This is a genomic window from Sphingomonas faeni, assembly GCF_023195535.1.
Lineage (GTDB): Bacteria > Pseudomonadota > Alphaproteobacteria > Sphingomonadales > Sphingomonadaceae > Sphingomonas > Sphingomonas faeni_B.
Window position 1 is genome coordinate 1 of sequence record NZ_JALPNF010000014.1, and the last position, 17,706, is coordinate 17,706.

The window sequence follows — 17,706 nt, forward strand, 5'->3', positions numbered from 1 at the left end:
CTGCTCGAGCCTATCGGCAACATCCCGCCTGCCGAAGCCGAACACCAATATTATGCTGCCGCAGACAACATCGATATGGCGGCGTGACTCACAACCCAAGGCCTCCGGCAGACCCGGGGCGGTTCATGGCGTCAAGCCAGCACTCGCATAAGCGCTTGTACGATGTGCCACTTTTTGTGCGTCCCCGGTGCTCGAGCTTAGTGGCGCTCGAAAATTCGCTCCGAGGTGTGCTCAATCGAGTTGCCGACGTATTCACGAGAAGGGCGGGGGGACGTAGCGGGAACAGACTGTGCCCCCTATTGTGCCCACGCAAACCGTAGCTACTCGCGTGTTTCGCGTGTTTGAAAGGCGCCGGAAACCGCACAAAATGGCGTAAAAGCTGGTGCCCCCGGCGAGATTTGAACACGCGGCCTACGGTTTAGGAAACCGTCAGTTGCTCGCGTTCCGACATTCCGCACACGTCCAGACGAGCATCCGTTGCGCAACGGAATTCACTCATCCTCCCCAGGATGCACGGGACGGCGCAAGCCGGCACGCTCACCAGCGGTCGCTGGATGTTGAACCTGTTGGGTTCTAGGCCTCGGGGGCTTGGTGGAGCTTCAAACTGCGCACGCCAAGGGCGTTCCTCCTATATTTAGATCTTACAGGGCCTCTGTGTGACCGCTCGGCGGATTTGCACTATCAACAAAAGCGCGCACCCGGGCGAGGATGGCGCGCAGTTCGGGGCTCTCGACCTCGGCGATCACGTCGTCGACCGTCGCGGTGTCCAACTTCTTCTGCCGTGCCAGCTTCTCGGCAACAGCGCGGACGAACTCGCTCGGCTTACGGAGCATCCGGCGGACGCACTCGCGCACCGTTGGCGGCTGCAGCAGGACGAAGGCGTTCGAGATCTGCTCGCTCTGCTGCTCGTCAGGTTCGGCGTTCTCAATCGGTACGCAGCGCCGAATCCAATCGAGGAAGCCGCACGCCTTCAGGCGGTCGAGAGCCTCGCCTACGGCGCTGCGCGACCGATGTATCTTGTCAGCTATCCACTGGTAGGTCGGATCCAGCCGGCCGTCCTTACGGCCTCGCAGGCGCAACAGGCAGCGCAGCACTTCGAGCCCGATCGCGCCGAGCGCGCCGTTGCGCTTCCCCGGTAGCTTCGTCTGGTGATCGAACGCTTCGGCCGCGCGCATCCGCGCGTTGTGCTCGGTCTTCGGGAACGTGTTATGCGCCCGCCAGAGGGACACTTCCGAGCCACCTGCGTTATGGCTGTTGCGCCGAACGAACGAGTTCGACCGAGCACGATCGCGGACGCCATTAGTAACCTCGTTGAAGGAGCGCGCGGTCATGCCGTCGCTCCCGCGCGCGTCAGGCGTGTTGCCGCAGCCCCGTCAGCAACGATTCCAGCGGCGCAAGGTCCTGCACCAGCATATCCGCCCATTCTTGCGCCAGCTCGCGCCTGCGCGGCATATAGGCGGCGCGGTTGTACGCCGCCTCGACGCTGTTGCTCGGCACGTGCGCCAGCATCAGGTCGATGATCGCGCGATCCCCTACCCTGCTCTCCACGCCCGCGAGCTCGTTCATCACGGTCGAGAACGTCGATCGCCAACCGTGCGGGACGTGAAGCCCCGTGAACCCGGCTTCCCGATAGGCCTTGCTCAGCGTGCTGTCGCTCAGCGGCCGGCGCGGATGGCGCACGCTGCGGAAGATCAGCGGCCCCTTCCCCGAGAAGTCCATCGCGACGGTAATCGTCTCGACCGCCTGCCTGGACAACGGCACGATGAATTCGAAGGCCGCATCCTCCTTCTGATCGACGACCAGTTTCATCTTGGCGGCCGGAATACGCCAGATCGGCTCCGACCCGCCCAGCCCCTCGAATTCCTTCGGCTCGGCCATTCGCAGCACGCCCGAGCGCACGGCCGTCAACGACAGGAAGCGCGACGCGAGCTTGGTCAACGGATGCGCCGGCTGTTCCTCGACCTTGCGCAGGACTATGCGCGCGGCTTCCACTGTCCGCACAGCGGGTTGCTTGCCGCGCTTGATCGGCGACAGGGCGCGTTGCGCGACCGCGGCAGGATCGGCCGCCACAATGCCGCTGCCGATCGCGCGGGCAAAGACCTCCGAGATCCGCTGACGGATGCGATGCGCCGTCTCGATCGCCCCGCGTTCCTCGACCGGCCGCAGCACCTTCAGCACCAGCGGTGTCGTGATCGCATCGATCGGCAGGTGGCCGAGCTTCGGATAGACGTCCTGCACGAAGCTGTTCTTCACGTTCTGCGCATACCGCTTCGACCAGGTAGCGTCCTGGCTGACCAACCAGTCCTCCGCGATCGTCTTGAACGTCGCTCCCACCCGAGCGACCTGCGCAGCCGCCTGCTGCACCTTGTGCACCGACGGGTCGACCCCGTCCCGCAGTAGCTTGGCCGCGTTCTCGCGCATCGCGCGCGCTTGGAGCAAGGTCGTGTCCGGATACGACCCGAACACCAGACGCTTCTCCTTGCCCGCAAATCGAAATTTCATGCGCCAGCTGCGGTACCCGCTCGGCATGACGTAACAACACCACAAACCGCCCCTTGCGGGACGGTTTGGGATGCGTTGGAATTCGTGGTTGGTGCCCCTGGCCGGAATCGAACCAGCATGCCTTGCGGCAACCGATTTTGAGTCGGTCGCGTCTACCAATTTCGCCACAGGGGCAGCGGCGGGTTGGCTAGACGAAGCTTTCGTTTGCCGCAAGCTGTCTTGATCGGAAAACGCGCTTGCTCAGTTTCTCGGTGGTTGGCGGCGGTAGCTGAGCGCTTCGGCGATGTGGATGCGGCCGACGGTGTCGCTGCCGGCGAGATCGGCGATGGTGCGGCCGACGCGGAGGATGCGCGTGTAGCCACGTGCGGTCAGGCGCATCGCCTCGGCCGCTTGGGCGAGCAACTTCCGTCCGGCCTCGTCCGGCGTGGCGACCGCGTCGAGCAGTGCCCCATCCGCCTCCGCATTGGTGCGCACCGGGTGATCGCGGTAGCGGTCGGACTGGATCGCGCGGGCGGCAGCGACGCGGATGGAAACCTCTGCCGAGCCTTCGGTGGGCGGCGGTAGGATCAGGTCTGCGGCGCTGACCGCCTGGACGTCGATGTGGAGGTCGATCCGGTCGAGTAGCGGCCCCGAGACCTTCGCCTGATAGTCTGCTGCGCATTTCGGGGCTCTCGCGCAGGCCAGGCTCGCATCGCCGAGATGACCGCACCGACATGGGTTCATCGCCGCGATCAACTGCACGCGAGCAGGAAACGTGACGTGCGCATTGGCGCGAGCGACGCTGACCGTTCCGGTCTCCAAGGGCTGGCGGAGCGAATCGAGGACGGCACGCTGGAACTCGGGGAGTTCGTCGAGGAACAGCACGCCGAGATGCGCGAGGCTCACCTCGCCCGGCTTCACCTTCAGGCCACCGCCGGTGAGCGCCGCCATCGATGCGGAGTGATGCGGGGCGCGGAACGGGCGTGTACGGGTCAGGCGGCCGCCGGAGAGCGTGCCCGCCACCGACTGGACCATCGACACTTCGAGTGCCTCGGCGGGGTCGAGCGGCGGCAGGATGCCGGGCAGGCAGGAGGCCATGAGAGACTTGCCCGAACCAGGAGGCCCTACCATCAGAAGGTTATGCGATCCGGCGGCGGCGATCTCCAGCGCGCGCTTGGCAGTCTCTTGGCCCTTGACCTGCCGCAGGTCCGGGCCGTGATCGGTCTGGTCGGCGATGCCGGGTTTGGGCGGACTGAGCAGGCCGTGGCCCTTGAAGTGGTTGAGCAACGCCAGCAGGTCGGGCGCGGCGATCACCTCGATCTCACCAGCCCAGGCCGCTTCCGAGCCTTGCGCGGCGGGGCAGACGAGCCCCTTCCCCACTTCCGACGCATGCAGCGCGGCCAGCAGCACGCCGGGCGACGCGGTGATCCGCGCATCGAGGCCGAGTTCGCCGACGATCACGTAATCCGCCAGCGCCTCGGCATCGACCACCCCCATCGCGGCCAGCAACGCCAGCGCGATAGGAAGATCGAAATGCGACCCTTCTTTCGGGAGATCGGCGGGCGACAGGTTCACCGCGATGCGTTTCGGCGGCAGCGACAGTCCCATCCCGGCGATCGCGCCGCGCACGCGTTCGCGGCTTTCGCCGACCGCCTTGTCCGCCAATCCGACCACGTTGAATGCGGGAAGTCCTGGAATCAGTTGGACTTGCACCTCGACGGCACGCGCTTCCAGCCCGAGATACGCCACCGTCGCCACGATCGCCGCCATGCCCGCTCCCCCGCGACACGACGTCACGCCTTATTCATACCCGAATTGCCATGTCTGCAAGGACGCGCGGCATGATGCCGTCGACCCGCGCCGTCTTGCCATCCTAATACACCGGACCCACATGCCTTCCGTGAACGCTGTCCGCTCCCCCATTCTGCGCATCGGCCAGTTGCTGCTCGGGGTTCTCTTGATCCTGAGCGCGCCGATCCTTGCGCCGTTGCCGGGGCCGGCGGGGATATTCCTGTTCGCGGGCGGAATGGTGCTCGTGCTGCGCAATTCGCGCTGGGCGCGGCTGAAATGGGCGCGATTGAAGCGGCGCTGGCCTCGCGCCGGGCATTTCGTCGATCGGATGATGCGGCGGCAGAGCGCGATGCGGCGGCACGAGCGGACGAAAGCGTCGAAAAGCGCGGCTGCCGAGGCCGGTGCGAATTGACTTACCGCCGCCCTTTCCGTAAGCGCCCAGCGATCAAGGCCGTCCCCGTGGCGGCCGTTTTCTATTTGATGACCTAGGGAATGACCAATGAAGCGGACCTTTCAGCCGAGCAACTTGGTACGCGCACGCCGTCACGGCTTCCGCGCACGGATGGCGACGGTCGGCGGCCGGGCAGTGATCCACGCACGCCGCGCCCGCGGTCGCAAGAAGCTGTCGGCCTAACTATTCTCGATAAGCGCCGCGATTTTCTCGCGGCGAATGCGGGGAAGCGCGCACCGATGCCGGGATTCGTCCTGCTCATGCGCCCCCGCGACGACGGTGACGCGACGATGCGAATCGGCTTTACCGTCACCAAGAAGATCGGCAACGCCGTCGTCCGGAACCGCATGAAACGGCGGTTGCGGGCGTTGGCGCGCGAGCTGTTGGCGGAGCGCGGCGTTGCCGGGGCCGATCATGTGTTGATCGGGCGTAATGGCGGGGTCGAGCGGGATTTCGCCTTGTTGCGGACCGAGCTGGGCAAGGCGTTTCGCAAGGTTACGCCGCAGAGCGCTGACACAACAGGAAGCGCCCCCACCCCGGCGAAGGCCGGGGCCCAAATGGGAAAGCGGCCGTGATGAATAGCTGCGGCTCATTACCTCTGTTCCCCAATTGGGCCCCGGCCTTCGCCGGGGTGGTACTCGGGTTACGTGGTAGCGGGTCGAACTCGACGCTCCACTCCTCCTCCTTGTTCTCCCGCGAAGGCGGGATCCCAGTCTGGGTCCCCGCCTTCACGGGGAAACAATCTTGGGGCGTGCTGGCCTTGGCCGCACCATGCTAGCCCGCCTCCTCATCCTCTTCGCGCGCGCGTGGCAACTCGGTCCCTCGCTCGTCCTGCCGTCGAGTTGCCGCTACGATCCTTCCTGTTCAGCCTATGCAATAGAGGCCGTTGGGCGCTATGGCGCGCTCAAGGGGGGCTGGTTGGCGGCGAAGCGCATCGCGCGTTGCCATCCGTGGGGCGGGTACGGACCTGACCCGGTTCCCGACCACGACCCAGACATCGACAAGAAACTGAAAGACGCCGCCCTGTGAAAGACGACAAGCAGAATTTCGTGCTGTTCGCGGTGATCGCGGCGCTGATCCTGTTCGGCTGGCCGCTGATCCAGGGCAAGTTCTTCCCGACCGCGAATCCGCCGGTCACGAAGATCGAGGGCGGCAAGTCCAAGCCCGTGGCGAACCCCGCTGCCGATCCGGCCGCGGACGGTGCCGCCGCCGTCGGTGATCGCAACGCGGTGATCGCCAGCACCCCGCGCATCCGTATCGAGACGCCCCGCGTGTCCGGCTCGATCAACCTCAAGGGCGCACGGATCGACGATCTCGTGCTCAAGGGTTATGACGAGACGATCGCAAAGAACTCGCCGCCGATCCGTCTGCTCTCGCCGGCCGGTGCGCCGGACGCGTATTTCGCGAGCTTCGGCTGGCGCGCGCAGGGCCTGGCCCCGCCTGCCGCCGATGCCATCTGGACGTCGTCGGGCGCGACCACGCTGACGCCGACCACGCCGGTCACGCTCGACGCGACCAACGCCACCGGCCAGCGGTTCCGCATCCAGATCGCGGTCGACCAGGATTACATGTTCACGGTCCGCCAGACCGTCCTGAACGCCGGCACCGCGCCCGTCCCCGTCGCTACCTACGGCCTCGTCAACCGTGTCGGCATCTCGAAGGATCCGTCGTCGATGACGATCCATGTCGGGCCGATGTCGGTCGACAATGGCGGCGCGCATTACCGCCCCGACTACAAGGACATCGACGAGGCCACGCAGAAGTTCACGACGACCGGCGGCTGGCTCGGCTTCACCGACAAATACTGGCTGACCGCGCTCGTCCCCGATCAGGGCCAGGCGTTCGACGGCCAATTCCGCGCCGGCGCCAACAAGGCGTACCAGGCCGACTACGCGCTCCAGCCCAAGCAGGTCGCGCCCGGCCAGTCGATCACGCAGACGTCGCGCTTCTTCGCGGGCGCCAAGGAAGTCCGCCTGCTCGATCGCTACACCGATCAGGCCGGCGGCGTCGCAAAGCTGGATTATGCGATCGACTGGGGCTGGTTCCGCATCGTCGAGAAGCCGATCTTCTATTATCTCGACTGGCTGTTCCGCATGGTCGGCAACTTCGGCGTCGCGATCATCCTGCTGACCGTAACGATCCGCGGCCTGCTGTTCCCGATCGCGCAGCGCCAGTTCAAGTCGATGGCCGCGATGCGCGCCGTCCAGCCGAAGATGAAGCTGCTGCAGGAGAAGTATAAGGACGACAAGGTCCGCATGCAGCAGGAAGTGATGGCGCTCTACAAGGCGGAGAAGGTCAATCCCCTTGCGGGTTGCGCCCCGACGCTGCTCCAGATCCCGATCATGTACGCGCTGTACAAGGTGCTGATGCTGACGATCGAAATGCGTCATCAGGAGTTTGTGCTCTGGATCAAGGATCTGTCCGCGCCCGATCCGCTGACACCGCTCAACCTGTTCGGCCTGCTGCCGTTCACGCCGCCGCACATGATCGCGATCGGTGTCGTGCCGATCATCCTGGGCATCAGCATGTACTTCCAGTTCAAGCTGAACCCGACGCCGATGGACGACACGCAGAAGCAGGTCTTCAAGCTTCTGCCATGGGTCCTGATGTTCGTGATGGCGCCGTTCGCAGTCGGTCTTCAGATCTACTGGATCACGTCGAACGTCCTGACGATCATCCAGCAGAAGCTGCTCTACGCCCGCCATCCGGGCCTGAAAGTGCCGGTGACCAAGTGAACGACGTTCCTAACTTAGGTCCTGATCTCGAGCAGACGGACGCGCCGTTCACCCCCGAGATGCTGGAACATGCGCGAAAGCTGTTCGCGGGGCATGTCGGCTTCCTGAAGTCCGCGCCGACGCTTGAGTTCCTGCCCGATGCGTCGGTGCCGGAAGTGGCGTTCGCGGGCCGCTCGAACGTCGGCAAGTCGTCGCTGTTGAACGCGCTCACCGGGCGCAACTCGATGGCACGCACGTCGAACACGCCGGGCCGCACGCAGGAGCTGAACTTCTTCGACGTCGGCGCGCCGCTTGCGTTCCGCCTCGTCGACATGCCTGGCTACGGGTTCGCCAAGGCGCCCAAGGACGTCGTCAAGAAATGGCGCTTCCTGATCAACGACTTCCTGCGCGGCCGTGACGTGTTGAAGCGGGCGCTCGTGCTGATCGATTCGCGCCACGGCATCAAGGACGTCGACCGCGAGATCCTCGAGATGCTCGACAAGGCTGCGGTCAGCTATCGCATGGTCCTGACCAAGGCGGACAAGATCAAGGCGTCCGAACTGGTCGAGGTGACCGAGCGCACCGCGATCGAGGCGCGCAAGCGTCCCGCCGCGCATCCGGACATCCTCGTCACGTCGAGCGAATACGGCATGGGTATCCCCGAACTCCGCGCGGCGGTGGTCGAAGCGGTCAGTTGATCGAGCAGCGTCGGGCCGGGCTTTCTTTTCCGACTGACAATTCGCTCTGAAATCCGTAGCTTCCTGCCAAAGGGGATAGCGTGATGCGGATGCGGTTCGGGGCGATGCTTGCCATGACGGCGATACTGTCGGGCTGCGGGGGTAGCGACAGCGGGTCGATATCGACGGGCGGCAGTTCGTCGGTGACGCCCACGCCCACCGCCTCGACCGGCACGGGATGCACGCTGCGCGAGCGCCAGGATTGGGCGGCGGCACAGCTCCGCGAATGGTATCTGTTCCCGGAAACGCTGCCGGCGAGCCTTGACCCTGCGCCGTACACGACGGTCGACGCCTACATCGATGCGCTGACCGCAACCGCGCGGGCGCAGCGCAAGGATCGGTTCTTCACCTATCTGACGTCGATCCGGGAAGAGGATGCCTATTATGATTCGGGCGCCAGCGCCGGGTTCGGCATTCGCCTAGCTCTGGACCAGACCGGGCAAAGGCTGTTCTCCGCGGAGTCGTTCGAAAATACGCCTGCCCTCGCCGCCGGCATCGATCGCGGCACCGAGATCCTGGCGATCGGCACGACCGCGGCGAACCTGCGGACGGTGTCGGCGATCATCGCGTCGGACGGCACCGCTGGGCTCAACACCGCGCTGGGTCCCAACACCGCCGGCACGTCGCGCGTCCTTCGCATCGCCGACTCCGCCGGCACGCGCGACGTGACCGTCACCAAGACCGACTTCACGTTGTTGCCCGTGTCGACGCGCTATGGCGCCAAGGTCATCGACGATGGCGGACGGCAGGTCGGCTACCTCAACCTCCGCACGTTCATCACCACCGCCGAGCCCGCATTGAAGGCCGCGTTCGCCGATTTCCGCGCGAAGGGCATCACCAACGTGATCGTCGACCTGCGCTATAATGGTGGCGGCCTGATCGCTACGGCGGAATATCTGGGCGACCTGCTCGGCGGCGGTCGGTCGACGGCGGAGGTATTCGATTACGTCACGTTCCGGACCGAAAAGGCCTCGAACAACACCACGCGCCTGTTCAAGCCACAGGCCGAATCGATCGCCCCGACCAAGATCGCCTTTATCGGTACTGGCGGTACCGCGTCGGCGAGCGAGATCGTCATCAACGCCTTCACGCCGTATCTGCGCACCAATTCCGCGCTGATCGGCACCAACACCTTCGGCAAGCCGGTTGGCCAGATACCACTCGACCGGGCGGCCTGCGACGACCGCCTCCGCGTGGTGGCGCTGGCCACGCAGAATGCGGCGCGCAACGGCAATTACTATGACGGCCTGGTGACCACCGTAGAGGCGACATGCCGGGCGAACGACGATATCGCCTATCAGTTGGGCGATCCGCTCGAATCGTCGACCCGTCAGGCACTCGACTTCCTTGCCGGGCGCAGTTGCACGCCGATTACGGCCAGTTCGAGCGCAAGCACGAGCGCGAATGCGGGTGCCGATCGACAGTCCATGCAGACGCGGGCGACGCTGGAGGCGCCCGACACGGGGCATGCGTTGCTGATGCCCGATCATCCCGATACGCCCCAACGCGAGGTGCCGGGGCTGTTCTGATCGATCCCGTGGCGACAGGGGAGACGGACACGAGGGATATGGGCGTAAGCGATACGCGGAACGATTGCCTCTTTCCGTCCCCTCCCCTAGCACCGCGCGCATGAAACTGATCATCGGCAACAAGGCCTATTCCTCTTGGTCGCTGCGCGGCTGGCTCGCGTGCAAGCAGTCCGGGCTGCCGTTCGAGGAGGTGGTCGTGCCGATGTACGACGCCGATTGGGAAAAGCGCCGCTCAGGGAACGAATTCGCGCCGTCGTCGGGCAAGGTGCCGATCCTGTGGGACGGCGACGCGGTCGTGTGGGACAGCCTCGCGATCGTCGACTATCTCGCCGACAAGGTCGGGCGCGAGCGCTTCTGGCCCGAGGACAATGCCGCACGGGCGATGGCGCGGTCGATGGCGGCGGAGATGCATTCGAGCTTTGCCGCGCTGCGTCGCAAGCACAGCATGAACGTCCGCCAGGTGTTTCCGGCGCGCACCCCCGACGACGACGTGCTGGCCGAGTTGCAGCGGATCATGGAGATCTGGGCACAGGCGCGCGCACGCTTCGGCGGCGGCGGCGACTTCCTGTTCGGCCAGTTCGGCGCGGCGGACATCATGTTCGCGCCGGTCGTTACCCGGATCGTCACCTACCAGTTGCGGATCGCGCGCTTTGCCGCCGGCTATATGCAGGCGATGTTCGAGCATCCCTTCATGCAGGACTGGATCGCGGCGGCGCAGGAAGAAGAATGGGTGCTCGAGCAATATGAGCAGCCCACGCCCGCAACCGCATGATCGACCCGGTCGCGCTGACGCAGGCGTTGCTGCGCGCGGATAGCGTCACGCCGGCGCGCGGCGAGGTATTCGCTGTGCTGGAGGCGGCGCTGGTGCCGCTCGGCTTCTTGGTCGACCGGTTCGTTGTCGGTGAAGCGCCGGACGGTCCGGTGGAGAATATGCTCGCCACGCGCGGGACCGGGCCGCGGCATCTGGCGTTCGCCGGCCATGTCGACGTCGTGCCACCGGGCGAAGGCTGGACCGGTTCGCCCTGGTCCGGCGAAGTCCGCGGCGGGCTGCTGTACGGACGCGGCGCGGTCGACATGAAGGGCGCGGTTGCCGCGTTCGTGGCTGCCGCCAGCCGCAGCGATGCCGGCACGCTGTCGCTGATCATCACCGGCGACGAGGAGGGTCCGGCGACCTACGGCACCGTCGCATTGATGGAGCGGATGGCCGCGCGCGGGATCGTGCCCGACCTGTGCCTGGTCGGCGAACCCACGTCGACCGCGCGGCTCGGCGACATGGTCAAGATCGGGCGGCGCGGCTCGGTGAACATCTGGATCGACGTGCCCGGGCGTCAGGGTCACGTCGCCTACCCACACCTCGCCGACAACCCGATCCCGCGGCTGATCGCGATCTTGGCCGAGGTTGAGGGCGTCGTGCTCGACACCGGCACCGACTGGTTCCAGCCGTCGAACATCGAGGTCACCGACATCACGGTCGGCAACCCCGCGCACAACGTCATCCCGGCCAAGGCGTCGGCACGGCTCAGCATCCGGTTCAACGATCGGCATCGCGGGGCCGACCTGATCGAGCGCATTCGCACGATTGCCGAACGCCATGCGCCGGGTGCGGTAGTGACGGGCAAGGTCTCGGGCGAAGCGTTCCTGACCGAGCCGGGTGCGTTTTCCGCTTTGCTGTCAGACGCGATCATCGCATCGACGGGCATCACGCCGGAGTTGTCGACCACCGGCGGCACCTCCGACGCGCGCTTCCTCTCGAAGCTGTGCCCGGTGGTCGAGTTCGGCCTGATCAACGCGACGATGCACAAGGTCGACGAAGCAGTCGCGGTCGAGGACCTGCTGGCGCTGACGGATATCTATGCCGGCGTGATCGACCGCGCGCTGCGATAAATAAGCGACGCAGGCCCCTGTCGCCTACCGTTCCCGGCATCGCCGCAAATACTGGCATCACCGCGAATACCATCATTCCTACCAATATCGTCACCCCAGCGAAAGCTGGGGTATCCCCATTTGGCGGGTGATATGGGAACGGTGAAATATCCCAGCTTTCGCTGGAATGACGGTATTGGAGAGGTCGAGAAACCTCCGTCTATTCGGCCCCCCGCCCGCGGCGCAGGACGATATACAGCGCCCCCTGCCCGCCATGCCGCGGATGCGCGCCGCGTACGGCCGCGATCGAATCCGCATGACGCGACCCTGCGAGCCAGTCCGCCACCGCCGACCGGATCGCCCCGCGCGCATGCGGGCGCTCGCTCTCCGGGCGCGGCGGCTTGCCCGTCACCAGCAACAGAACACGGTCCCCCCGCGCGATCGCCCGCCCCAGACCGACATCGAGCATCGCATGCGCCGACGCCAGCGTATGCCCGTGCAGGTCGATCGAACTGTCGGGACTGACCACGCCGCGCGTCAGCCTCTTGTCCCAGCCACCATCCAGCGTATTCGCGGTGATCGGCTTGGCGGCCGGCCGCGGCGGTGCCACCGGTTTTGTACCCGGGCGGCTGGCGAACGGCGTGACCACGATACGAACGATCGGCTTCACCCGGCCCAGCGGTGCCGGTGGCGGCGGCACGACCTTGCCATTGGGCCCGATCACCGGCTTCGGCGGAGGCGGCAGCGGCGGTGCGCGCTCAGGAATGCGAACCGCGACCGCACGCATCGGCCGGACGCTCGCCATGACGCGCGCCCAAAGCTGCGCTTCGTCAGGGTTGAGGGGTCGGCCCGCCATATTGCGCCCCATTCGCTTGGCCATTGAGACGCTGCACCGTACCGATCGGCAGAAGCAGGAACGCGGTGCCACGTCCCGCCATCCCGCCCGCGGTCGACTCCGCCGCCGGCCCGGCGCCCCAGAACGTATCGAAGCGATTGCTGCCCTTGATCGCGCCGCCGGTGTCCTGTGCGACCCACAAGCCACTCGCATCCTGCCGGTCGAGCGACAGGAACACGGGTGCTCCCAACGGCACGAACTTGACGTCTGCCGCCGCACTCACCTGACCGGTGACCGGCAGGCCGAGTGCTCCCAAGGGTGCCCCCTCCAGTTCGCGGAAGAACACGAAGCTCTTGTTCTCGCGCATGATCGCCTGCCCCTCGGCCGGGTGGGCGTGGAGCCAGGCGACGATCCCCTGCATCGAGGTCTGCCCCGGTTGCAGCAACCCGCGCGATTTCATCAGCGCCCCGATGCCGGTATAATCGCGACCGTTCTGCGTCGCATAGCCGATCCGCAGGATCTCGCCATCGGGCAGCCGGAGCCGCCCCGAACCCTGGATCTGCAGGAAGAACAATTCGACCGGATCGCGCGCCCAGGCGAGGATCGGCGCGCGCCCCGAAAGCGCACCCTGCTCGATCGCGGTACGGTCGTAATAGGGCACGAGATTGCTGCGATCGACGCGACCGCGGATCTTCTTGCCCTTCAAGCTGGTCGAGAACGCACCGAGATCGACGTCGATCAGGTCGTTCGGCCGCCCGTAGATCGGCGCGTAGCCATCGCGACGCTCGAGCGAACCAGCGATCTCAGGCTCGTAATAGCCCGTTGCGAACGCCTTGCCGTCACCGACCTGCACTGCCTCGAACCACTGCGTGAAAAAGGTCCGCGCACCGCCGCGAGGAACCGAGGCCGCCGCCGCACAGGCCGGCTGCCAATCGCTGCCACGCGTTAGCCCCGACGTATCGGTGCGGCGCATCAGCGAAGGACAACTCGTGACGAACGCCGACAGCGCCGACTGCGCCTGCGTCTCGTCGATCGGCAGGCTGGCGATCGGCGGACCGGCGATCACGCCGGCAGCAACCGCATTGGTCGGGGCAGTCGGCGACACGACGGGGATCGGCAACATCGGCACAGCGCCGACGATCCGCGCCGGCATCTGGATGCCACGGATGTTGGGCGAAGCACCCGTATCGCGCGAAGGATGCACACGCACCGGCTCGCGCGAAGGTTCGCGGTCGGCGGTACCGCCCCGATCGACCGGTGCGGGACCCGAACGCGGCGGCTCGACGCTACCGACGCACGCGCTCAACAGCAGCGAGAGACCAAGTCCGCCGAGCCCCGCCCCCCTGAAGCGCACAGTCACGCCTCGTCGGTGTCGGCGAGCTTCCAGTTCGGATCGCTACTCTTCAGCGTCCGTGCGAACGTCCAGACGTCGTGCGTCTCGACCGCGTCGGTCAGCGACCCGGCCAGGACATTGCCCTCGCCGTCGCGCGTGACGGCCGCGATGTCGGCATCGAACCGCACCGTGATCCGCGCATCGCGACCCGACACGCTCGCATCGGAGATCACTGCGCGCTCGATCGAGACGAGGCGGTTGTCGAGCACTTCGCCGGCCGCGACCCGCGCTGCGATCGCCTCGGCGAACGCCGCCCGGACGTCATCTTCGGCGAGATAGCCCAGTTGTTCCTCGTCGCCCTTCCAGAACGCCTCGAGCACCATGCGGTACGCCGCCTGTGCGCCTTCGAGGAACTGGTTGACGTCGAACCCGGATTCGGCGGCGACGATCGAGCGCAGGCCCGCTTCGGCGCGCGGCTCGATGTTGCGGCTGGCGACCTCGCGGGGTTCGGGCGTCGCATCCACCGTTCGCGGAACGGCGGCGAGCGCAGGACGGTCCTCGGCCGCGCGCGGCAAAGGCTGTTCATGCCCCGTCCGCTTGCCGAGCACGCTATACAGTCGCATCGCCAAAAAGCCTGCAACCATCGCGAGAAGAACTACGTAAAACAACCGTGCCTCCGATCTTCGGGCTAACATAGGCCAAAGCTGCGCTTATTCAAACCCGGGCCCGTTGAAACGCCCGGTCGGCACTGCTACTCGCAGCCCCCTGACCGACATGAACGCGCAAGCGTGCCGCTTCGGTCCCTATTTCACGCTTCTTCGCAAGGACACGACGAATGGATGATCAGGACAATGGCGTGACCACGCCCGACCAGATTGGCGACCAGCTCGTGAACGGCGAGGACACGATTCCCGCCGCCGGCCTGATCTCGCAATACGTCAAGGATCTGTCGTTCGAGAACCCGAACGCGCCCGCCGTCTACCAGAACCAGACCCCGCCGGCCATCGACGTGCAGTTCAACATCGGCGCGGCGCAGGTCGGCGACGAAGTGCACGAAGTCGTGCTGAAGATCGACGTCCGTGCCGAGACCGATGGGCAGGTCGCGTTCATCGTCGACCTCTCGTACGCAGGGCTCTTCGGGCTGCGCAACATCCCGGCCGAGCATGTCCAGCCGTTCCTGCTGGGTGAAGCACCGCGCCTGCTGTTCCCGTTCGCGCGCCGCGTGCTGTCGGATGCGGTGCGTGACGGTGGCTTCCCGCCGCTGCTGCTTGAGCCGATCGATTTCGGCCAGCTGTACCTGACCCAGTCGGAGCAGCAGGGCATCCAGCCGAACGTCGGCGATTTCGGCCAGGCCTGATCGACCGGAGGCGGGGCGCGCGTAGATGAACCTGACCAAGGCACTGGGATCGGTCGGCGGGCTGACGCTCGCCAGCCGTATCCTGGGGCTGGTGCGCGACTCGCTGTTCGCGCGGTTCGTCGGCGCGGGGTTCGCATCGGACGCGTTCCTGATCGCGTTCCGCCTCCCCAACATGTTCCGCGCCCTCTTCGCGGAGGGCGCGTTCTCCGCCGCGTTCATCCCGATGTTCAATCGGAAGGTCGGCGCGAAGGACGGGCGCGGGCTGCCGGACGGTATTACGTTCGCCGAGGACGCGCTGTCGGTCTTGCTGCCGACCTTGATCGCTATGACGGTGCTGTTCGAGCTTGCCGCATGGCCGATGACGTGGCTGCTGACCTTCGGGTTCAACGGCGCCAGCGCGGAACGGTTCGACTATGTCGTCCATCTGTCGCGGATCACCCTGCCTTATCTGCTGCTGATCAGCCTCGTGTCGCTGCTCGGTGGCATCCTCAATTCGCTGCATAAATTCTGGATCAATGCCGCCGCGCCGATCCTGCTCAACGCGACGCTGATCGCCGCGCTGTTGCTGTTCCATGAGCGCCAGCCGCTGCTGACCGCCCGCAACCAGGCGATCGCGGTGACGGTGTCGGGAGCGTTGCAGCTTCTGTGGCTGATCTGGGCCTGTCGCGCGTCCGGCGTGAAGCTGCGGCTGAAGCGCCCGCAGCTCAATCCCGACGTGAAGAAGCTGATGTCGCTGATCTGGCCCGCCGCCGCCGGGGCCGGCGCGGTGCAGATCAACCTCGTCGTCTCGACCGCACTCGCCGCCGCTCTGCTGCCCGCGGGCTCGGTCTCGTACATCTATTTCGCCGACCGGTTGAACCAGCTCCCGCTTGGGCTGATCGGCATCGGTCTCGGCACCGTCCTGCTTCCCACCATCTCGCGCCAGCTCGGCCGCGGCGAGGATGCGGAGGCGATGACGACGCAGAACCGCGGCATGGAACTCGCGCTGTTCCTCACCCTGCCCGCCACGGTCGCGCTGATCGTCTGCGGCGTACCGATCGTCGGCGCGCTGTTCCAGCACGGCAAGTTCGCGCTCGAGGACAGCGTTCTGACCGCGCAGGCGCTTGCCGCGTTCTCGATCGGACTGCCATCGTACATCCTCGTGAAGGTCCTCACGCCCGGCTATTACGCGCGCTCCGACACGAAGACGCCGGTGCGCTATGCAACGATGTCGATGGTCGTGAACCTCGTCCTCAACCTCGCCTTCATCAAGCCGCTCGGTCACATGGGTCCACCGCTCGCCACCGCGATCGCGAGCACGGTCAACGTCGCGATGCTCTACCGCACGCTCGTCCGTCGCGGGCATTTCACCCCGGACGCGCGGTTGCGCCGGCGGACGTGGCGGTTGCTCGTCGCCGCGCTGATCATGGGGGTCGTGATGTTTTTCCTCAACGACCTGTTCCAGCCGTTCGTGACCGGCACCAGCATCCAGCGCTGGGGCGCCATGCTGGTGCTGGTTACCACCGGCGGCGTGGTCTATGCGATCGCGACATTGCTCACCGGCGCGTTTCGGTTGGGCGACATCTCCACGCTTCTGCGTCGTTCCAGATAGGTTTCTTCATGCGCGTTGTTTCCGGCATCAAGCCCACCGGTAATCTCCATCTCGGCAATTATCTGGGGGCAGTGAAGCAGTGGGTGAAGGGACAGGACGACGTCGTGACGCAGGGCGGTGAATCGCTATTCTTCATCGCCGATCTCCATGCCCCGACCGAATGGATCGCGCCGGCGGAACTGTCGGCCCACACGATCGAGGTCGCCGCGACGATGATCGCCGCAGGGATCGATCCGACAAAATCGATCCTGTTCAACCAGGCCCGCGTCCCCGCGCACAGCGAGATGGCGTGGCTGCTGAATACAGTGGCTCGCGTCGGCTGGCTAAACCGGATGACGCAGTTCAAGGACAAGGCGGGCAAGAACCGCGAAGGCGCGAGCGTCGGCCTGTACGACTATCCGGTGCTGATGGCCGCCGACGTGCTGCTCTACAACGCGACGCACGTGCCGGTCGGCGAGGACCAGAAGCAGCATCTCGAACTCGCGCGCGATATCGCGACCAAGTTCAACGGCGACTACGGCGTCGACCTGTTCACGCTCCCCGCACCCTTGATCAGCAAGGCAGCGCCCCGGATCATGTCTTTGCGCGATGCGTCGGCGAAGATGTCGAAGTCGAACCCGTCCGAGCAGTCGGTGGTCAAGCTGATCGATAGCGACGACACCATCGCCGACAAGTTTCGCAAGGCGAAGACCGACCCCGACGTGCTGCCAGCGACGGTCGAGGAGCTGGGCGATCGAGCGGAGGCGCGCAACCTGCTGACGATCTACGCGGCGTTGGCGGATAGCGATGTTGCGACCGTGCTCGGCGAGTTCGGCGGCAAGGGCTTCGGCGCGTTCAAGCCTGCGCTGGCGGACCTGGCGGTGGCGAAGCTCGGCCCGATCCGTGACGAGATGGTGCGGTTGCTCGATGATCGCAGTGCGGTGACCGCGGTGTTGCAGGCGGGGGCGGAGAAGGCACGTGCGCTGGCGGCACCGGTGTTGAAGGCGACGCAGCACGCGATGGGGTTGCAGGTCTGAGACCGCTT

Annotated in this window: 19 protein-coding genes and 1 tRNA gene; 12 read left to right on the forward strand and 8 right to left on the reverse strand. The window is 65.9% G+C overall.

Annotated features, from left to right (window positions below):
- Window positions 1-641: 641 nt before the first annotated feature.
- The 4 genes from SPHN_RS17165 to SPHN_RS17180 form a co-directional block, all read right to left on the reverse strand.
- Complete coding sequence (locus SPHN_RS17165; RefSeq protein ID WP_248525020.1) at window positions 642-1,331, reverse strand: hypothetical protein; 690 nt, start codon at window positions 1,329-1,331, stop codon at window positions 642-644.
- 19 nt (window positions 1,332-1,350) lie between these two features.
- Window positions 1,351-2,547 carry a tyrosine-type recombinase/integrase gene (locus SPHN_RS17170; protein WP_349238516.1) on the reverse strand — a complete coding sequence of 399 codons (1,197 nt, stop codon included), beginning with the start codon at window positions 2,545-2,547 and terminating at the stop codon, window positions 1,351-1,353.
- A 44-nt stretch (window positions 2,548-2,591) separates the two neighbouring features.
- A tRNA-Leu gene (locus SPHN_RS17175) sits at window positions 2,592-2,676 on the reverse strand.
- A 66-nt stretch (window positions 2,677-2,742) separates the two neighbouring features.
- The gene (locus tag SPHN_RS17180) at window positions 2,743-4,251 is read right to left on the reverse strand and encodes a YifB family Mg chelatase-like AAA ATPase (RefSeq protein ID WP_248525023.1); all 1,509 of its coding nucleotides are present in this window, start codon (window positions 4,249-4,251) and stop codon (window positions 2,743-2,745) included.
- Window positions 4,252-4,372: 121 nt separating this feature from the next.
- Here SPHN_RS17180 and SPHN_RS17185 point away from each other — a divergent pair, with 121 nt between their 5' ends.
- The 6 genes from SPHN_RS17185 to yihA all read left to right on the forward strand — a co-directional run bounded on the left by SPHN_RS17185 (window position 4,373) and on the right by yihA (window position 8,135).
- Window positions 4,373-4,684, forward strand: coding sequence for a hypothetical protein (locus SPHN_RS17185; RefSeq protein WP_248525024.1), 312 nt, complete (start codon window positions 4,373-4,375; stop codon window positions 4,682-4,684).
- 87 nt (window positions 4,685-4,771) lie between these two features.
- Window positions 4,772-4,906: a 50S ribosomal protein L34 gene (rpmH, locus tag SPHN_RS17190; protein ID WP_031393806.1), complete on the forward strand. Its 135-nt coding sequence runs from the start codon at window positions 4,772-4,774 to the stop codon at window positions 4,904-4,906.
- A gap of 56 nt (window positions 4,907-4,962) precedes the next feature.
- Window positions 4,963-5,298 (forward strand): ribonuclease P protein component, encoded by a 336-nt coding sequence (gene rnpA, locus SPHN_RS17195; protein ID WP_248525025.1) that lies wholly within the window; start codon window positions 4,963-4,965, stop codon window positions 5,296-5,298.
- 196 nt (window positions 5,299-5,494) lie between these two features.
- Window positions 5,495-5,752, forward strand: a complete 258-nt coding sequence (yidD, locus tag SPHN_RS17200) for a membrane protein insertion efficiency factor YidD (RefSeq protein ID WP_248525026.1) — start codon at window positions 5,495-5,497, stop codon at window positions 5,750-5,752.
- The gene (gene yidC, locus SPHN_RS17205; RefSeq protein WP_248525027.1) at window positions 5,749-7,458 is read left to right on the forward strand and encodes a membrane protein insertase YidC; all 1,710 of its coding nucleotides are present in this window, start codon (window positions 5,749-5,751) and stop codon (window positions 7,456-7,458) included. The genes yidD and yidC overlap by 4 nt, the downstream gene beginning before the upstream one ends.
- A gap of 59 nt (window positions 7,459-7,517) precedes the next feature.
- Window positions 7,518-8,135, forward strand: a complete 618-nt coding sequence (yihA, locus tag SPHN_RS17210; protein ID WP_056052878.1) for a ribosome biogenesis GTP-binding protein YihA/YsxC — start codon at window positions 7,518-7,520, stop codon at window positions 8,133-8,135.
- Here the strand turns inward: yihA and SPHN_RS17215 are convergent.
- Window positions 8,128-8,328, reverse strand: a complete 201-nt coding sequence (locus SPHN_RS17215) for a hypothetical protein (protein ID WP_248525094.1) — start codon at window positions 8,326-8,328, stop codon at window positions 8,128-8,130. The genes yihA and SPHN_RS17215 overlap by 8 nt on opposite strands.
- Here SPHN_RS17215 and SPHN_RS17220 point away from each other — a divergent pair.
- From SPHN_RS17220 to dapE, 3 genes are all read left to right on the forward strand, one after another.
- Window positions 8,240-9,703 carry a S41 family peptidase gene (locus tag SPHN_RS17220; RefSeq protein WP_248525091.1) on the forward strand — a complete coding sequence of 488 codons (1,464 nt, stop codon included), beginning with the start codon at window positions 8,240-8,242 and terminating at the stop codon, window positions 9,701-9,703. The genes SPHN_RS17215 and SPHN_RS17220 overlap by 89 nt on opposite strands.
- Before the next feature lie 100 nt (window positions 9,704-9,803).
- Window positions 9,804-10,475 (forward strand): glutathione S-transferase, encoded by a 672-nt coding sequence (locus SPHN_RS17225; protein WP_248525030.1) that lies wholly within the window; start codon window positions 9,804-9,806, stop codon window positions 10,473-10,475.
- On the forward strand, window positions 10,472-11,587 hold the full coding sequence (gene dapE, locus SPHN_RS17230) for a succinyl-diaminopimelate desuccinylase (protein WP_248525032.1): 1,116 nt from the start codon (window positions 10,472-10,474) through the stop codon (window positions 11,585-11,587). Before SPHN_RS17225 ends, dapE begins: the two co-directional genes overlap by 4 nt.
- A 199-nt stretch (window positions 11,588-11,786) precedes the next feature.
- On the opposite strand, the gene SPHN_RS17235 is transcribed toward dapE, so the two are convergent.
- From SPHN_RS17235 to SPHN_RS17245, 3 genes are read right to left on the reverse strand one after another with little or no spacing between them, the layout of a single operon-like run.
- Window positions 11,787-12,422: a Smr/MutS family protein gene (locus SPHN_RS17235; protein ID WP_248525034.1), complete on the reverse strand. Its 636-nt coding sequence runs from the start codon at window positions 12,420-12,422 to the stop codon at window positions 11,787-11,789.
- Window positions 12,397-13,755, reverse strand: coding sequence for a murein transglycosylase A (gene mltA, locus SPHN_RS17240; protein ID WP_248525092.1), 1,359 nt, complete (start codon window positions 13,753-13,755; stop codon window positions 12,397-12,399). Before mltA ends, SPHN_RS17235 begins: the two co-directional genes overlap by 26 nt.
- Before the next feature lie 2 nt (window positions 13,756-13,757).
- On the reverse strand, window positions 13,758-14,402 hold the full coding sequence (locus SPHN_RS17245; protein ID WP_248525037.1) for a Tim44/TimA family putative adaptor protein: 645 nt from the start codon (window positions 14,400-14,402) through the stop codon (window positions 13,758-13,760).
- Window positions 14,403-14,569: 167 nt separating this feature from the next.
- Between SPHN_RS17245 and secB the strand changes: the two genes are divergently transcribed.
- Genes secB through trpS form a run of 3 tightly spaced genes read left to right on the forward strand, consistent with a single transcriptional unit; the run spans window position 14,570 to window position 17,698 of the window.
- Window positions 14,570-15,091 carry a protein-export chaperone SecB gene (gene secB, locus SPHN_RS17250; protein WP_248525039.1) on the forward strand — a complete coding sequence of 174 codons (522 nt, stop codon included), beginning with the start codon at window positions 14,570-14,572 and terminating at the stop codon, window positions 15,089-15,091.
- Between the two features lie 25 nt (window positions 15,092-15,116).
- Window positions 15,117-16,682, forward strand: coding sequence for a murein biosynthesis integral membrane protein MurJ (murJ, locus tag SPHN_RS17255; protein ID WP_248525041.1), 1,566 nt, complete (start codon window positions 15,117-15,119; stop codon window positions 16,680-16,682).
- 8 nt (window positions 16,683-16,690) lie between these two features.
- Window positions 16,691-17,698, forward strand: a complete 1,008-nt coding sequence (trpS, locus tag SPHN_RS17260) for a tryptophan--tRNA ligase (RefSeq protein ID WP_248525043.1) — start codon at window positions 16,691-16,693, stop codon at window positions 17,696-17,698.
- Window positions 17,699-17,706: the final 8 nt, after the last annotated feature.

Excerpts from the sequence above, each read along its gene's own strand:
- SPHN_RS17185 (WP_248525024.1), top strand. The coding sequence starts at position 4,373 with ATGCCTTCCGTGAACGCTGTCCGCTCCCCCATTCTGCGCATCGGCCAG.
- SPHN_RS17235 (WP_248525034.1), bottom strand. The coding sequence starts at position 12,422 with ATGGCGGGCCGACCCCTCAACCCTGACGAAGCGCAGCTTTGGGCGCGC.
- yihA (WP_056052878.1), top strand. The coding sequence starts at position 7,518 with ATGCTGGAACATGCGCGAAAGCTGTTCGCGGGGCATGTCGGCTTCCTG.
- SPHN_RS17165 (WP_248525020.1), bottom strand. The coding sequence starts at position 1,331 with ATGACCGCGCGCTCCTTCAACGAGGTTACTAATGGCGTCCGCGATCGT.
- yidD (WP_248525026.1), top strand. The coding sequence starts at position 5,495 with ATGCTAGCCCGCCTCCTCATCCTCTTCGCGCGCGCGTGGCAACTCGGT.
- SPHN_RS17180 (WP_248525023.1), bottom strand. The coding sequence starts at position 4,251 with ATGGCGGCGATCGTGGCGACGGTGGCGTATCTCGGGCTGGAAGCGCGT.
- dapE (WP_248525032.1), top strand. The coding sequence starts at position 10,472 with ATGATCGACCCGGTCGCGCTGACGCAGGCGTTGCTGCGCGCGGATAGC.
- SPHN_RS17225 (WP_248525030.1), top strand. The coding sequence starts at position 9,804 with ATGAAACTGATCATCGGCAACAAGGCCTATTCCTCTTGGTCGCTGCGC.
- trpS (WP_248525043.1), top strand. The coding sequence starts at position 16,691 with ATGCGCGTTGTTTCCGGCATCAAGCCCACCGGTAATCTCCATCTCGGC.
- rnpA (WP_248525025.1), top strand. The coding sequence starts at position 4,963 with ATGCCGGGATTCGTCCTGCTCATGCGCCCCCGCGACGACGGTGACGCG.
- murJ (WP_248525041.1), top strand. The coding sequence starts at position 15,117 with ATGAACCTGACCAAGGCACTGGGATCGGTCGGCGGGCTGACGCTCGCC.
- SPHN_RS17220 (WP_248525091.1), top strand. The coding sequence starts at position 8,240 with ATGCTTGCCATGACGGCGATACTGTCGGGCTGCGGGGGTAGCGACAGC.
- secB (WP_248525039.1), top strand. The coding sequence starts at position 14,570 with ATGGATGATCAGGACAATGGCGTGACCACGCCCGACCAGATTGGCGAC.
- rpmH (WP_031393806.1), top strand. The coding sequence starts at position 4,772 with ATGAAGCGGACCTTTCAGCCGAGCAACTTGGTACGCGCACGCCGTCAC.